This window comes from Natronomonas halophila (assembly GCF_013391085.1).
GTDB lineage: Archaea > Halobacteriota > Halobacteria > Halobacteriales > Haloarculaceae > Natronomonas > Natronomonas halophila.
In genome coordinates this window covers 1,446,419-1,459,525 of the sequence record NZ_CP058334.1, presented here as the reverse complement: position 1 = coordinate 1,459,525, position 13,107 = coordinate 1,446,419, and the positions used below count along the sequence as shown (strand labels likewise).

General features: G+C 65.0%; 18 protein-coding genes. 4 read left to right on the top strand and 14 right to left on the bottom strand.

Features of this window, described 5'->3' with window-relative positions:
• The first annotated feature begins 187 nt into the window (after positions 1–187).
• Positions 188–496 (top strand): DUF7521 family protein, encoded by a 309-nt coding sequence (locus HWV23_RS08005; RefSeq protein ID WP_178289890.1) that lies wholly within the window; start codon positions 188–190, stop codon positions 494–496.
• Between the two features lie 143 nt (positions 497–639).
• On the opposite strand, the gene HWV23_RS08000 is transcribed toward HWV23_RS08005, so the two are convergent.
• Both HWV23_RS08000 and HWV23_RS07995 read right to left on the bottom strand, forming a co-directional pair.
• The gene (locus HWV23_RS08000) at positions 640–1,206 is read right to left on the bottom strand and encodes a hypothetical protein (RefSeq protein ID WP_178289889.1); all 567 of its coding nucleotides are present in this window, start codon (positions 1,204–1,206) and stop codon (positions 640–642) included.
• A 332-nt stretch (positions 1,207–1,538) separates the two neighbouring features.
• A complete protein-coding gene (locus tag HWV23_RS07995) occupies positions 1,539–1,958 on the bottom strand; it encodes a DUF8059 family membrane protein (protein ID WP_484549437.1) in 420 nt (139 codons plus the stop codon).
• Between the two features lie 178 nt (positions 1,959–2,136).
• Here HWV23_RS07995 and HWV23_RS07990 point away from each other — a divergent pair, with 178 nt between their 5' ends.
• The gene (locus HWV23_RS07990) at positions 2,137–2,409 is read left to right on the top strand and encodes a hypothetical protein (protein ID WP_178289888.1); all 273 of its coding nucleotides are present in this window, start codon (positions 2,137–2,139) and stop codon (positions 2,407–2,409) included.
• A 63-nt stretch (positions 2,410–2,472) separates the two neighbouring features.
• Here HWV23_RS07990 and HWV23_RS07985 read toward each other — a convergent pair whose 3' ends face one another.
• The 6 genes from HWV23_RS07985 to HWV23_RS07960 form a co-directional block, all read right to left on the bottom strand.
• Positions 2,473–2,892, bottom strand: coding sequence for a hypothetical protein (locus HWV23_RS07985; protein ID WP_178289887.1), 420 nt, complete (start codon positions 2,890–2,892; stop codon positions 2,473–2,475).
• 224 nt (positions 2,893–3,116) lie between these two features.
• Positions 3,117–4,208, bottom strand: a complete 1,092-nt coding sequence (locus HWV23_RS07980) for an Mrp/NBP35 family ATP-binding protein (RefSeq protein WP_178289886.1) — start codon at positions 4,206–4,208, stop codon at positions 3,117–3,119.
• A 67-nt stretch (positions 4,209–4,275) separates the two neighbouring features.
• The gene (locus HWV23_RS07975) at positions 4,276–4,509 is read right to left on the bottom strand and encodes a hypothetical protein (RefSeq protein ID WP_178289885.1); all 234 of its coding nucleotides are present in this window, start codon (positions 4,507–4,509) and stop codon (positions 4,276–4,278) included.
• Position 4,510: 1 nt separating this feature from the next.
• The gene (nrfD, locus tag HWV23_RS07970; protein ID WP_178289884.1) at positions 4,511–5,836 is read right to left on the bottom strand and encodes an NrfD/PsrC family molybdoenzyme membrane anchor subunit; all 1,326 of its coding nucleotides are present in this window, start codon (positions 5,834–5,836) and stop codon (positions 4,511–4,513) included.
• Positions 5,833–7,092, bottom strand: coding sequence for a 4Fe-4S ferredoxin N-terminal domain-containing protein (locus tag HWV23_RS07965; RefSeq protein WP_178289883.1), 1,260 nt, complete (start codon positions 7,090–7,092; stop codon positions 5,833–5,835). Before HWV23_RS07965 ends, nrfD begins: the two co-directional genes overlap by 4 nt.
• Positions 7,093–7,334: 242 nt before the next feature.
• The gene (locus HWV23_RS07960; RefSeq protein ID WP_178289882.1) at positions 7,335–7,742 is read right to left on the bottom strand and encodes a universal stress protein; all 408 of its coding nucleotides are present in this window, start codon (positions 7,740–7,742) and stop codon (positions 7,335–7,337) included.
• Positions 7,743–8,141: 399 nt separating this feature from the next.
• Here HWV23_RS07960 and HWV23_RS07955 point away from each other — a divergent pair, with 399 nt between their 5' ends.
• Positions 8,142–8,435 carry a hypothetical protein gene (locus HWV23_RS07955; protein WP_178289881.1) on the top strand — a complete coding sequence of 98 codons (294 nt, stop codon included), beginning with the start codon at positions 8,142–8,144 and terminating at the stop codon, positions 8,433–8,435.
• 38 nt (positions 8,436–8,473) lie between these two features.
• On the opposite strand, the gene HWV23_RS07950 is transcribed toward HWV23_RS07955, so the two are convergent.
• From HWV23_RS07950 to HWV23_RS07940, 3 genes are all read right to left on the bottom strand, one after another.
• Entirely contained in the window at positions 8,474–9,679 is a 1,206-nt protein-coding gene (locus tag HWV23_RS07950) for a TIGR04347 family pseudo-SAM/SPASM protein (protein WP_178289880.1), read from the bottom strand.
• Positions 9,679–9,990, bottom strand: a complete 312-nt coding sequence (locus HWV23_RS07945; protein ID WP_178289879.1) for an Htur_1727 family rSAM-partnered candidate RiPP — start codon at positions 9,988–9,990, stop codon at positions 9,679–9,681. The genes HWV23_RS07950 and HWV23_RS07945 overlap by 1 nt, the downstream gene beginning before the upstream one ends.
• Before the next feature lie 87 nt (positions 9,991–10,077).
• The gene (locus HWV23_RS07940; protein WP_178289878.1) at positions 10,078–11,187 is read right to left on the bottom strand and encodes a TIGR04053 family radical SAM/SPASM domain-containing protein; all 1,110 of its coding nucleotides are present in this window, start codon (positions 11,185–11,187) and stop codon (positions 10,078–10,080) included.
• Positions 11,188–11,328: 141 nt separating this feature from the next.
• Here HWV23_RS07940 and HWV23_RS07935 point away from each other — a divergent pair, with 141 nt between their 5' ends.
• Positions 11,329–11,628, top strand: coding sequence for a DUF2249 domain-containing protein (locus HWV23_RS07935; protein WP_178289877.1), 300 nt, complete (start codon positions 11,329–11,331; stop codon positions 11,626–11,628).
• A gap of 5 nt (positions 11,629–11,633) precedes the next feature.
• On the opposite strand, the gene HWV23_RS07930 is transcribed toward HWV23_RS07935, so the two are convergent.
• The 3 genes from HWV23_RS07930 to HWV23_RS07920 are packed head-to-tail and all read right to left on the bottom strand — an operon-like array spanning position 11,634 to position 12,906.
• Positions 11,634–11,867, bottom strand: coding sequence for a DUF2249 domain-containing protein (locus HWV23_RS07930; RefSeq protein ID WP_178289876.1), 234 nt, complete (start codon positions 11,865–11,867; stop codon positions 11,634–11,636).
• A 2-nt stretch (positions 11,868–11,869) separates the two neighbouring features.
• On the bottom strand, positions 11,870–12,202 hold the full coding sequence (locus HWV23_RS07925; protein WP_178289875.1) for a DUF2249 domain-containing protein: 333 nt from the start codon (positions 12,200–12,202) through the stop codon (positions 11,870–11,872).
• Positions 12,203–12,243: 41 nt separating this feature from the next.
• Positions 12,244–12,906, bottom strand: coding sequence for a helix-turn-helix domain-containing protein (locus HWV23_RS07920; protein ID WP_178289874.1), 663 nt, complete (start codon positions 12,904–12,906; stop codon positions 12,244–12,246).
• Positions 12,907–13,107: the final 201 nt, after the last annotated feature.

Here is a 13,107-nt window from a genome sequence, read left to right as displayed (position 1 = left end):
GGCTGTCCATCGAAACGGTTCATATCCCGTGGCGAATCCCACTCACTGGGATTTGCCCCCGTTGCCCCGCCTCTGCCACCTCTCCCACGCGCTGAGACGCCGCGTTACCGTTCAAGTACCGGCCTGTGGTAGTCTCGGATATGCCCCATTCGAAACCGCTCCCGGCGCGATGTGACGGAGGGAGGCGATGAACCTCCAGTATCTCATCGTCGGCGCGAACACGGTGACGCTCGTCGTCGGCAGCCTCGTGACGTGGCTCGGATTCAGTGCCTACCGGCGGACCCAGTCCCGGTCGCTTCGGTCGCTGACGGCGGGCCTCGGCTGTATCACCTTCGGGACGCTGCTGGGCGGCCTGCTCCACCAGTCCGGGCTCTCGCCGCTTTTGGTCGGCGTCACCGTCCAGAGCCTCTCGGTGGCCGCCGGCTTCCTGTTCCTCGGGTGGTCGCTGCTGCAGTCGGGCGAAACGGACGTCGAGGCGCGGATTTCCCCACCCTGATGGCGTCGCTCGGGCGGCTTCCGCTATGTCGTCGGTCCTTTGCGTTGATTCCACGTCCGGTTCGGCGGATTAGCTGGTAAGGTTACTCTGCGTATTGACCGCTGACGAAAGAACATAGTCAAGACTACCGTTCTCGGCGCTGATTAGTGTTCTCCACCTCCATCATCGCACCACTCGGGTTTTGAGAACTGAGGGCGTGGGTTAATCGGGTGGAAAACGCCCTCCGGGTTATGGTTGTGTACCCAAGCGTGCATTGCGTACAGCGGGCCGAAGAACGGGTGCCAGTGGTCCTCTTCGGTCGAGGTGAAGAGGTCCTCTTCGTCGTCCAACGTAAGATATTCGACTGCTCCGAGGACAAGGCCGTCATCGCCCTCACCATAGGCGAGAACGGGCGGCTCCGTGCGGTCAAGGGAGTTCAGGTACGCTGCGATTTTTGCAGGGTCCTCAGATTGCATCGCCGAGACGAAGTCTTCATGGGGGTAGTGATACCCCATGCCACAAACAGCCTCTTCCTCGGGGAGGTAGCCGTCTGCCAAGGCGTTCTCGGGGTCGTTATACTGGGCGGTTGCCGCACGGACTTCAGCAAGTTCGCGTTGCAGACCACCGTTGGCCTGAGCCGAAGCCCCTCCCGTGAGGGCGAGTCCCCCCACCACACCTGTACTGATTGTCTTTAGTACTCCACGTCGCGTTTGTATTTCGTTTTGCTTCATCTTTGTAGTACCTAATTTAGTGATTTATCCATACGCCCTCCGATGAATTGTTCCCCATTCTTGTGTCTCTCCCCCATGTTCGCTATACATTGGCAGAGGATTATAATAAAAATTCACTATAGAACATTTCTAAAAATTTATTGACATATTTGGGTGCCAAAAGCGATGCTACGCTATATCCACAATTACAAATCTGATACCGCCGTTCTCACCGATTAGTGAGAAGCCTACATTGACGGATTCGCTATTGATGGTCGCAGCGCGACAGACCTGAACGAACCGCGACAGCGCGCCCGCCTACGGATAAAACCGGAAAATAACGGAGTGGTGCGTCAGTCGTCAGTTGGTGCCATACCGGCCGGTCCGGTTCCGCTCGTGGCTGCGTCTTGAGTGAGCGTCGCGTACAGCATGATGAGCATCGAGACGATGAGTGCGCCACCCCACAGGAAGCCGGTCGGCATCAGGAACATCAGCCCGAAGCCTTCACCGAGCCAGACGATTCCCGGGATTCCCCATTGGCCGGCGATAAACAGGACGGTAACGGCGGTACGGAGGGTGCCAGTAACGCCTACGGCGGGGACGGCAAACCCCATCACGAGTGCCAGAATCGAGAGGACGCCAAGATGGGCATGGCCCCCAATCATCCATCCTGGAACCGCGCTTCCACCTGACAAGATGACGAATTGGTGTAACCCAACAGCCATCATCGTTGCTAACCCCAAAAACCCGCTTGCTTTGAGTGCTTTCGTCATACGCAACGGAAAGCGCACGGGTGATTCCAATAAAAGTAGTGGTACCACGCCACACTCGCGGTGGCCCCTGGCGTTCGGAACTGAAGGTCGGTTTATAAACGCCCTGTATCTGGGTGCCTGCTTGATACGGTGCTCTGATGATAATCGTTATACTCTATGCACCTGAAATATCGGTTGTATGCCCTCCAAGAAGGCGGTCGGTGCAGCGCCGTTACTCACGGGAGTCTTGCTCGCGTTTGAATCAGCAGGTGCAGTCGTCCAAAGCGGCCTTTCGCTCTGGTCGGTCCTCGGGTTCGTTGGTGGGTGTGCTGCCATCGGTATCGGACTCGGAGTGCTGCTCGAATGGGACACGTTCGAACGAGAACCGCCGACGAGCAACCGGGTTTCGGCCGCTCTTCTCGCGCTCGCGGCCGTCGCATTCCTCGTCGGCGCGACGATTGCCATAGCGTAGAACGGTCGGACCTAAACGGCTGTTTTGGGGCCGATATCACCCAGTCCAGAAACCTACGACGGTCTATGTCCCGCTTGTCGCGGTCCAGGTCGCACTCGCCTCGACAGCGTTCTCGAACGTGAGTTGGGCGACTTCTGGCGGGGACTCTTCTCCGCCTGCGGGGAGGAACTGGAATCGGATTCGGTCCCCGGTCTCGCCGAGTCGAGCCACAAGAGTCACGATTTCACCCTGATTAGCGGTAACGAACTCGCGACGAACGAGCCGCTCCCCACCGGGTACGTCGGTATCGACTGCGGCGTCGTACCGCTCTAGTTTCGTTTCCACCGAGACCCGCACAGGGGAATCACCCGTGTTTTCGACGACCAGCGTTCCACCCGGATATTCGGGGCCTTGATTGCCACCGGGGAGACTCTCCGCACACCCGGACACCGACATGGCGCCGACACACCCTCCGACTGCGCGAAGATATCCTCTTCTCTGCATAGCTACGAGTCCAAGCCGGCACGTAAATGTCTTCATGTGAGCCAATAACGCCGCGCCTCTCGAAGCTATTCAGCGCGTCTCTCCGGCGAAAATAACTCCCTGTCGCTAAATACCCTGCATCCACCAACCCATCTACCCGGTGATGCCGGTTCGGCCCCCACGCTACGAACGTCTGGCTTCGGCGTGGGGCGAAGCGGAACCCCACCCTCCAGCCGTCGGGTCGGTCACCTGGCTTCTTCGACCGGCACCCGCTCGCCGTCGTCCTCATCCGTCGCTTCGGCGACCTTCCGGCGGTTCACCTCGCCGACCCGGTCGGCGACCGAATCCACGAGGTCCTGTAGGTCCCCCTGTACGGGGCTGTCGTCATCGCGAACGGTCGGGCCGTCGTGGTCCTCGCTGTCGAAATCGGGGTGGACCGGCAGTTCGGCCAACAGGGGCACGTCGTAGTCGTCGCGAATCTCCGCGCCCCCCTCGGTGCCGAACACGCGGTGGGTGTCCTCGCAGTTCGGACAGTGGAACGCGCTCATGTTCTCGACGACGCCGAGGACGGGCGCGTCGTGTTTCTCGAAGAGGCGCAGGCCCTTCCGGGCGTCCGTGACGGCCATCTCCTGTGGCGTCGTGACGATGACGACGCCAGCGAGCGGGAGCGTCTGGACGAGGTTCAGCGAGGCGTCGCCGGTCCCCGGCGGCAGGTCGACGACGAGGTAGTCGAGCCGTCCCCACTCGACCTCGTTGATGAACTTCATCATCACGTTGTTGACCATCGGCCCCCGGAGGACGGCGGGTTCGTCGCCGTCGGGCATCATGTGGTCGGCGCTCATGACCATCACGCCGTCCGAGCGCGGCGGGACGATTTCCTCGTTCGGCGTCACGCCGGGTTCGTTCTCGGTCGGCAGGATACGTGGCACGTTCGGGCCGTGGACGTCCGCATCGAGGATGCCGACCCGGGCGCCGAGGTCGTTCAGACCGGCTGCGAGGTTGGCGGCGACGGTGGTCTTGCCGACGCCGCCCTTGCCGGAGGCGACGGCGATGACGTTGCGGACGCCGGGCAGGATCTCCTCGTCGAAGCCCTGCTCCTCGCCGGCGCGGGCCCGAAGGTCGTGGTCCAGTCCCGCCTCCTCGACGACGTCGCGGATCTCGTTGCCGATGTCCAACTCCGTCGGCGCGTAGGGCGTGTTGAACGCCAGCGAGATTTCGGCGGTCTCGCCCTCGATGGACACGTCGTTGATAAGTCCCATCGAGACGATGTCGTCGTCGTTCAGCGGGTCCTCTACGGTCGCCAGTCGTTCCTTGAGTTCGGTTTCGGTGAGTGTCATTGTGTCGGGTGTGTGACCCGCCGGGAGGCGGGTAGTTGGCGGGCGATTCCTCGGGGTGGGTCGCGCCTCAGAAGAACGCGAACTTGATGACCATCGTCGCCACGAACAGGCCGCCCCACAGCACCGTCGTGAGGCCGGCGAGGTAGGCGACGCCGAGCAGGGCCGTCGAGCGGTCGCTCGGCTCGCCGCGGAACCACGCGGCCAGCATCAGGTAGACCGGCAACAGCACGATACCGAATATCAGGTACGTGCCCGGCCCGACGAGCGGGAGCGTGTAGGGCGCGCTCGCGAGTGGGAGCATCTCAGTTCACCTCCTCCGTGTGTTCGTCCTCGATTGCGTGCAGTTCGACCACCGGAATCACCTTCGAGACGGCCAGGAAGAACAGCACGACGATGCCGACGGTACCGAGCACCGACGACAATTCGACCGGCGAGGGGACGTAGACGCCGGGGACGCCGTCGTACAGCGCGAAGTGGGCGTGCTGGAGCCCCTCGACGACGAACAGCGTCTTTTCGACCAGCGTCCCGGCCAGCACCCCGACCGACACCGCGACGATGCGCGGAATGCTGAACAGCGACGGTTCCAGCGCCGACGCGAAGATGTACAGCAGGGCGAGGCTGACGAGGCCGATTGCGGCCCAGTAGGCGGGCGTCGTAATCTTCACCTCGGTGGCGTGCTGGAGCGTCGTCGGCGCCGCGAAGATGCCCGTGATGACCTGCTGGAGCTGGAGCCACAGGAACATGAGGCTGAAGAAGCCGAGCCACTTGGCCAGTCCCTGGAAGACGTCGTAGGGGATGAGCTCCTCCCAGTCGTAGGCATAGCGGAACGCGGCGGCGATGATGATGATGCCGCTGACCGCCGAGGTCAGCGCGATGGAGAGGAAGGATGGCCCCTGGACGCCGCCGGCCCAGCCGGCCATCGACGGCAGCAGCGCGAACAGCCACGGGATGACGCCGCCGTGCAACAACAGCGGGGCCATGATGATGATGGCGAACGCGAGCCACCAGACCATCCGCTCGACGATGGCGTCCTCTTTCTCCGTGTAGCCGACCATCAGCACCTTGTAAATCGGTTCGAGGCGGTCCGGCAGGCGGTCACGGAGCCGGTGGATGTCGTACCGAATCGTCAACAGCAGGTACGTCGCCGTCAGCACGAAGTACGCGGTGATGACGGTGACGTCCCACACCAGCGGCGACCAGTGGACGCGCCAGGGCCAGGCCGGCAGGACGCTCGTGACCAGCCGGTCCGGCCGGCCGACGTGAATCAGGATATACAGGCCGGCGCAGGTCAGCGCCGCGATGGTCAACAGTTCGGCCATCCGGGCGACCGGCTGGTAGCGGTCCAAGCCGATGAGCCGGACCGCCGCCGAGAGGATGATACCCCCGTGAGCGATGCCGACCCACCAGATGAACGCGCCGATGTAGAGCCCCCACGGCACGCCGCCGCCGGAGCCCCAGTCGCCGAGATGGGTGACGATGAGCCCCTGCTGGAGCTGCTGGATATAAAAGGCCAGCCAGACCCCGATGGCCACGAGCGAGGCCGCAAGCAGGGCGAGATACCCCTTCGAGCGGGACTGAATCGGCCGGACGAGAACGTCCGGGCCGATATCGGGGGTGTCGGTGCTCATGCTTCTTCCCACCCCTCCTCGTTGGCCATCGCGCCGTTATCCAGCACCTCCTCCTTGCGGTTGTCGACGAGGCCGGCGTCCTCGTAGGTGACCGGTCCCTCGACCTGTTCGGCGTGCTGGGACGGCGCGTTGCCGATATACTGGACGTTCGGGTTCGTGCCGCGTTCCTCCATCAACTCGAAGGTGGAGACGGTGTGCTCCTTCCGGTTCTGGAAGGTCTCGGTGTCGTTGTCCTGCGACTCTCGGTACTCCCGGAGGTGCTGGTTCGGGTCGCTTTCGGGGTCGTTGAGGTCGCCGAAGTGGATGGCGTCCATCGCACAGGCTTCCTCGCAGGCCGTCGTCCCGACCTTCTCCTCGCCCATCTGGCCGTCCTGCCGGTCGACACAGAAGGTGCACTTGCCCATGACGCCCTTCGGCGGCCGGGCGCCGACCCACCGCCCCCGGTCGTCGATCTGGTGGTCGTCGTCGATTTCCGACTCGGGCACGTCGGGTTCCCCCCACTGGAAGTAGTTGACGCCGTAGGGACAGGAGACCTCGCAGTACCGACAGCCGATACAGATGTCGTAGTCGGTCAACACGAGGCCGTCCTCCTCGCGGGTGTGGCGGGCGCCGACCGGACACACCTTCGTACACGGCGAGTCGGTACAGTGCTGGCAGGGGCGGACGAGGAAGTTCTCGTCGTCCTGGTTTTCCTCTTCGTAGGTGAAGACGTACATCCAGTTGGCGCCCCGCGAGAGGCCGTGTTCCTGCTGGCAGGCCGTCATGCAGGCCAGACAGCCGTCACAGTTGTTGAGGTTGATCGTCATCCCCCAGCGGGTGCCCTCGCCGTCGCCGCCAGCGCCGGCCGCCGCCGCTGTCCCGTCGTCACCGGCCCCGGACCCGAGGCCGAGCGACAGCAGTGCCGCCGCGGCGCCGCCCTTCTTCATCACCTCACGGCGGGAGACGTCCTCGTCGTCCAGCAGCGACGACAGCGACTCCTGGAGGCCGCCGCCTTCGCCGTCGCCAGCGTCGTCCAGCGCTTCGGCGTCGAGGTCATCCAGATTGGGCAGTTCACGGTCGTCGGCGCCGAACTCCTCTAAGACGCGTTCGTGGTACTTCTCGTAGAACTCGGCATCGCTCATCTCGCCGGCGACGACGCGCTGGGCGTCCTTGGCCATCTCAAGGCCGAGGTCCGAGTCGGCGTCGGTCTCGTCGAGCCGGCGCTCCATGCGGGTCTCCCACTCGTCGTCGAAGTCGACCGGCCCGGGAGCGCTCATGGACTGGCCTCCCCGGTGTCGTATGGCGACCCCGTCGGCGTTCCGTTCCGCACGTTCGTCGCGCTGTACCCGTTCCCGGGGACGACCACCCGCCGTGGCCGCCCGGCGTGTATACGACCTGTGCTCATGGCTCGCCTCGTTCGTGCTACCAACGAACACGGCATGAATGACGCTCAGAATCTCAGGTTCTGGGAGGACGGGCGAACATATTCGGAGGAACCGAAGTAAAATAGGGCTGGCAGCTATGGGCTCACCGTCACCACGGGGGCATCGCTCTGTCGGAGCACGGCATCGGTGACGCCGCCCAGCAGCCGCCGGTCGCGGTCCTCGCCGTCGGTGCCGTGGGTGCCCATGACGACGATATCAACCGGTTCCGACTCGGCGTAGGCGAGCAGTTCTTCGGCGGGTTGGCCCTCCAGTACCGACGTCGTGACGTCGAGGCCGTACTCGCGGGCGGCGTCGTCGATGGCCGTCAGCGCCGCCTCGCCGCGGCCCTGCTGGCGTTCGCGGCCCCGCTCGCCGGCCCGGTCGTCGATGACGAAGACGACGTGGAGGGTCGCCCCGAAGCGTTCGGCGAACTCGATGGCGTGTTCGAGCGCCCGGTTCGCGTCGCCGCTGCCGTCGGTCGGAAAGAGGATGCCGTCGTACATACCCGACGGTTCACCGCCAACAGGCAAAGCCCTCAATCTGAATCCCGGCGCTCGGGACTGGTCGAGCGTTTAAAAGGTATGCCGCAAACGCCGACGACGCACGAAAGGGACCAGCCCCCGACGCTTGACGGAGCGACGGGGGACCGCATGAGACGACCGACGTGCGGTGCGTCGGAAGTTGGGTCGGTCGGGCAACCCGAACAGTCGACTGGCGACCGACTGTCTGCTGGCGGTTGCCAGCGTGTGTTCGTACTGCCGTCAGCGGGGAAAACGATCGGTCACGGTATGGTGGGTCTTATATACAACTCGGGGCAGACGGCCCGACGCCACGGTATAGTCGGGGGGGCAAGCGGGTATCCCACCGTTGGCTCTTTTTATTTCTCGAGTATACGCCGGAACGTGACTGTACGGGTGCCGGACCTGACGGAGGACTGGCGAACGCCCATCCTCGGAGCGGTCCTTGGAACCGTGCTGATGGCGCTGGGGTTGCTCATCTGGCCGGCAGGGCACACGCTGGCGAAATGTCCTGGCACTTCGACCGACTTCAGCCTCGTCGGGGTTGCGGGTGGGCTGCTCGTGGTGAGCGACGGATGCAACAACTACGAAATCCCGCTTCTCACCGTCCTCGGCGGTCTGCTGGTGGTTCTCTCTGTCGGATTCGCTATCGTCTGGGCAGTGAGACGCCGCCGCTAGGGATGCGTGATTTTCCCGTGCCGACTGTCGTTGCTGTGTCAGTCCGCGGGCGTCTCCATCGGCACCTCGCCGGCCCGTTCCTCGTCGGTGAGATAGCACTGCGGGTCCGGCGCGAACAGATCGTCGCTGGACGCCAGCGCACGCAGTCGCGACCCGCCATGACAGATTTCCTTGTATCGGCAGTCGGCGCATTTTCCTTCGAGTTTCTCCGGCCGGTCCCGAAGCATCGACAGCAGGGGGTTCGACTCGTCCTCCCAGATGGCGCCGAACGAGCGGTCCCGGACGTTACCGACGCTATACGAGCGCCAGAACTGCGTGAGGTGGACGTTGCCGAGACAGTCGACGGCGGCGACGCGTTCGCCGGCGGGGTCGCCGCCGTTCCGTTCGAGGCGGCGATAGACGCGCTCGGCGGCCTCGTCGCCGAACTCCTCGCGGGCGTATTCGACGATATAGGCGGCATCGGCGTAGTTGCCGACCAACAGCGTCTCGATATCGCGGCCCCCCTCGTGGGCCGAGACCGTCCGGTCGCAGATGTACCGGACGACCGACCGTCGCTGGTCGTCCGAGAGGTCGATGTCGTCGAGGTCGGCACCCCGGCCGCTGTAGGCGAGGTGGTAGAAGCAGAAGCGGTCGAGGCCGACGTCGAGCAGCAGGTCGACGACGCCCGGGAGGTCCTCGACGTTCTGGCCGGTCACCGTATAGCGGAGGCCGGTCTTCAGCCCCACGTCGAGGCAGGTCTCGATGCCTTCGACGGCGGCCTCGAAGGCGCCGTCGACGCCCCGGAACTCGTCGTTGCGCTCGGCGAGGCCGTCGACGGAGACGCCGGCGTAGGCGAGGCCCGCGTCCTTGAGTTCGCGTGCGCGGTCCGGCGTCAGCAGCGTCCCGTTGGTCGACAGCACGGGCCGGATTCCCTCGTCGGCCGCGTGGGCGACGAGTTCCGTGAGGTCCTCACGGACCATCGGTTCGCCGCCGGAAAAGAGCACGACTGGGACGCCGTAGTCGGCCAACTGCGAGAGGAGACGTTTGCCCTCGGCGGTCGACAACTCGCCCCGCTCGGGCGTCGATTTCGCGCCGGCATAGCAGTGGACGCATTTCAGGTTACAGCGGTTCGTCGTGTTCCAGACGACGACGGGCTTTCGCTGGGGGTCCGTCGAGACGGGGTCGGTGTCGCCGGTGTCGACGTTATAGCGGAGGCGGTTGCCGCCCGCCGCGTGGTCACAGAGTAGCGTGCTGACCGAAATCATCAGGACCACTCCCGGTTTCGCGGTTCGTCGCCGGCCGGCGGTTCCTTCGTCTCGGTGTCGTCGGCGAGGTCGTGGGTCGTATAGCGGGTGACCGCGTCGGCCGGACAGACCCACAGGTCGTCGGCGAACCACGCGAAGAGTTTGGTCGCGAGTTCGTAGGCGGCGTCGGAATCGGGCGCCCGGACGCTGCCGACGTGCTGGAGCGGCTGCTCGATGTCCTTCCGGACGAAGACCTCCCACTCGCGGCTCGTCGGCGCGCGGTTCTCGACGTCGACCCGGTTCCTGGCGGCTCGCTCGACGCGATTGCTCATGCCGTAGTTGGGCGCTCGGGACAGCAAATCACCTCCCCCGAAGATGTTCGATACCGCAGGTGCGGCCGTCGCCTCCGGTCCCGTCCGTCACCCCTCGTACGGGGCGGCTTCGGCGTCCTCCGGCTCGTAGCCTTCGGGATAATACCCACAGAGCGGGTCGCTGCCGAGCGGGTCGCCGGTCGCGGCGTAGGCCCGGGAGCGACTGCCGCCGCAGACGTGGCGGAACTCACAGGCCCCGCATTTCCCCTGCAACTCGTCGCGGTCCCGGAGTCGCTGGAAGAGGGGCGCGTTTTGGTAGGTGTCCACGAGGCCGTCCTCGCGGACGTCGCCCGCCGGTTTCGGCAGGAAGCCGGACGGATACACCTCGCCCGTATGCGAGACGAAGGCGAAGCCGTCGCCGGCGATGATGCCGCCCCGGCGACCGATGGCGTCGTTGTCGGGCGCGGCGGTCGGGTCACCGTTCCGCTGGAGGGAGACCCGCCGGTAGTGGGGCGCTTCGGTCGTCTTCACGCCGAAGGGGGCGTCCTCCGAAATCTCGTCGAGCCATTCGAGGACGCTCTCGGCCCGCTGGGAGGTGACGTTCTCCAGAAGGCGGCCGCGGCCGACCGGCACGAGGAAGAAGACCGACCACAGCACGGCGTCGAGTTCGGCGACGAGGTCACGGACCGCCGGCAGCGTGCTGACCGTCGCCTCGCAGACGGTGGTGTTGATCTGGACCGGCAGGCCGAGTTCGCGAGCGATGATTGCGGCGTCGACCGTCTGCCGGAAACTGCCCTCCTCGCCGCGGAAGGCGTCGTGGACCTCCTTCGGGCCGTCGATGCTGAGCGCGAGTCGCTGGAGGCCCGCCGCTTTGAGGTCCTCCAGTACCTCGCGGGTCAGCGAGGTCGTCCCGCTCGGGGTGAGCGTCATCCGGAGGCCGAGGTCGGTGCCGTAGTCGACGAGGTCGACGAGGTCATCGCGGAGCAGGGGGTCCCCGCCCGAGAGGACGACCAACTGCCCGTCGCCGAAGTCGGCGGCCTCCTCGAGCAGTCGCTTGCCCTCCTCGGTCGTCAGTTCGTCGGGGTAACGACCCGGTCGGGCGTCCGCCCGACAGTGGTCACAGGCGAGTTCGCAGGCCTGTGTCACCTCCCAGACGAGGACGAACGGGCGCTGGTCGGTGTCGATGGCCGACGGGGAGACGGGTGGCTTCGCGGTCATCGGCGGCAACACCTGGCGCTGTGCTCGTCGGACTGGACCGTTGCTCGACACATGGGCGGGGCTTCGATTCGGCACCCCGAGAGTACACTCCCGAACACGTTCGGCGGAAGGAATTGGACCGTTCTGGGCCAACCGTCGTGTATGTCCCGCTCGACCACCGGCGGCGACGACGAGGGGCCGGAACACTCGGAAGCAACGTGGCGGCGCGCACTCGATATCTCCGAGGACCGCCCAATCGACCCGCTGGACGTTCGCGAACTCCCGCCGCCCGAGCCGTTACAGGAGACGCTCGAACGGGTGGCGGACCTCGACGAAGAAACGGTGCTGGTTCAGTTGAACGACCGCGAGCCGCAGTTCCTCTACCCGAAACTCGACGACCGGGGCTTCGAGTACCGGACGGAGACGGTCGGTGACGTGGCGCTGACGGCTATCTGGCGGTAGCGCTCCTATCGTTTCGGGAACCGGGCGACGAACCGATTTTCGGCTTCCTGTTCGACCGCGTAGCCGTCCGCATCGAAGTCGTCGACTTCGGCCTCGAACTCGTAGAAGAGGGGCTTGGGGTCGTGGTCGTTGACGATGACGAGTTCCTCGCCGGAATCGAGGTCGACGAAGGCGTCGTGAATCTTCGGGTGGCGTTCGGCCGGCGGTACGTCGCGGACGTCGAGGGTGGTGTCGGACATGGTTAGAGTAGTTCGGGGTTCGCGAGGTCGGCTATCGATTCGGCGCGGTCGCGGTCGTGGTCGATGCGGGAACGTCGGTCCGTGCGGGAGCGCGGGTCGGTCGCTCGGCCGCTCTCCTCGGCGGTGATGCGGACATGCCAGTCCCCGTCGCGTCGAATCGTCCGATACGACAGGTCCCGACCGGCGAGGGCGTCGTACAGCGCCGCCGGTTCGGCGCTGTCGATGACGACGACCGGCTCGGCCGTCAGGTCGCCAAGCGCCGCGAGTATGGCGTCGAACGGCGGGTCCTTGACCGTCCGGACGTCGACGACGCGTTCGGTTTCGATGGCTGGCATACGTGGGTCTGCTCCGCGGATGGTCGTGGCGCTTCCCCCGATTATGTTCGGGCCGCGAGTTTGGGCGGTTTCTCGCTGAGGTGCTTGTCGACGAACCGGCGGACGATGATGCCCTCCGCGCGGTGGAGCGTCTCGCTACAGGTCGATTTCGCGATACCGACCTTTTCGGCGAGTTCCGTCAACGAACACTCCCGCGGGGTGTCGTAATACCCCTCCTCGACGGCGGTGAGTATCAGTTCGCGCTGGCGTTCCGACAGCAGGCGCTCGGGGTCGGCGGCGTCGTAAATCGACTCGACGGTGTACGTGAAGCCGAAGCGGTCGAGTTCCTCGCCAAGCGCCGACAGCCGGTCGTGGGAAGTCCGGAGTTCGACGTCAGCGGTTCCGTCCCGGATGACGACTGGCGGTTCGATGGGGATGCCCGACGCTTGCGCCGAAAGCAACAGCAGCGGCGCCGTCGTTTCGATCTGGACGAGCGCCCGCTCGTCGCCCAACTGGAGCGGTTCGATGTCGGTCAAAAGTGAGTGGCCCGCCATCGACCGGAGGACGGCCTCGATGTCCGGGGCCGTAATCTCCAGCAGCGCGAAGCCGACGTCGTCGTCGGGCATCCCGGCGAGGACGCGCACCGTCGCCTCGGGATGGTCCTCGGTGACGTCGTGGACCCAGGTTTGCTCGGGCAACTCGATGCTAAGCTGAACCAGCGGCATACCCGGAGATTCGTCCGTGCGCGCATAAGGGGGGTGGCCCGGTCCCAGCCGCTGGGAATCAGGATTCTGTAGTGGAATTCGGCCACGCACCAGCTTCGTATTCCTTATAAATGATGTGTGGCCGAACATGTTCGCGGGATTCTCACCGCTCGGGACTCGCCTTGCCCGAGTATATGGGTAGCCCTGTAACTACCGCATGTA

Bases quoted from the DNA above. Each gene is read 5' to 3' on its own strand.
- nrfD (WP_178289884.1), bottom strand. From the start codon at position 5,836: ATGAGCACCGACACCCCCGATATCGGCCCGGACGTTCTCGTCCGGCCG.
- HWV23_RS07985 (WP_178289887.1), bottom strand. From the start codon at position 2,892: ATGCAGAGAAGAGGATATCTTCGCGCAGTCGGAGGGTGTGTCGGCGCC.
- HWV23_RS07935 (WP_178289877.1), top strand. From the start codon at position 11,329: ATGTCCCGCTCGACCACCGGCGGCGACGACGAGGGGCCGGAACACTCG.
- HWV23_RS07920 (WP_178289874.1), bottom strand. From the start codon at position 12,906: ATGCCGCTGGTTCAGCTTAGCATCGAGTTGCCCGAGCAAACCTGGGTC.
- HWV23_RS07950 (WP_178289880.1), bottom strand. From the start codon at position 9,679: ATGATTTCGGTCAGCACGCTACTCTGTGACCACGCGGCGGGCGGCAAC.
- HWV23_RS07930 (WP_178289876.1), bottom strand. From the start codon at position 11,867: ATGTCCGACACCACCCTCGACGTCCGCGACGTACCGCCGGCCGAACGC.
- HWV23_RS07980 (WP_178289886.1), bottom strand. From the start codon at position 4,208: ATGACACTCACCGAAACCGAACTCAAGGAACGACTGGCGACCGTAGAG.
- HWV23_RS08000 (WP_178289889.1), bottom strand. From the start codon at position 1,206: ATGAAGCAAAACGAAATACAAACGCGACGTGGAGTACTAAAGACAATC.
- HWV23_RS07975 (WP_178289885.1), bottom strand. From the start codon at position 4,509: ATGCTCCCACTCGCGAGCGCGCCCTACACGCTCCCGCTCGTCGGGCCG.
- HWV23_RS07940 (WP_178289878.1), bottom strand. From the start codon at position 11,187: ATGACCGCGAAGCCACCCGTCTCCCCGTCGGCCATCGACACCGACCAG.
- HWV23_RS07995 (WP_484549437.1), bottom strand. From the start codon at position 1,958: ATGACGAAAGCACTCAAAGCAAGCGGGTTTTTGGGGTTAGCAACGATG.
- HWV23_RS07990 (WP_178289888.1), top strand. From the start codon at position 2,137: ATGCCCTCCAAGAAGGCGGTCGGTGCAGCGCCGTTACTCACGGGAGTC.
- HWV23_RS07945 (WP_178289879.1), bottom strand. From the start codon at position 9,990: ATGAGCAATCGCGTCGAGCGAGCCGCCAGGAACCGGGTCGACGTCGAG.
- HWV23_RS07960 (WP_178289882.1), bottom strand. From the start codon at position 7,742: ATGTACGACGGCATCCTCTTTCCGACCGACGGCAGCGGCGACGCGAAC.
- HWV23_RS08005 (WP_178289890.1), top strand. From the start codon at position 188: ATGAACCTCCAGTATCTCATCGTCGGCGCGAACACGGTGACGCTCGTC.
- HWV23_RS07965 (WP_178289883.1), bottom strand. From the start codon at position 7,092: ATGAGCGCTCCCGGGCCGGTCGACTTCGACGACGAGTGGGAGACCCGC.
- HWV23_RS07925 (WP_178289875.1), bottom strand. From the start codon at position 12,202: ATGCCAGCCATCGAAACCGAACGCGTCGTCGACGTCCGGACGGTCAAG.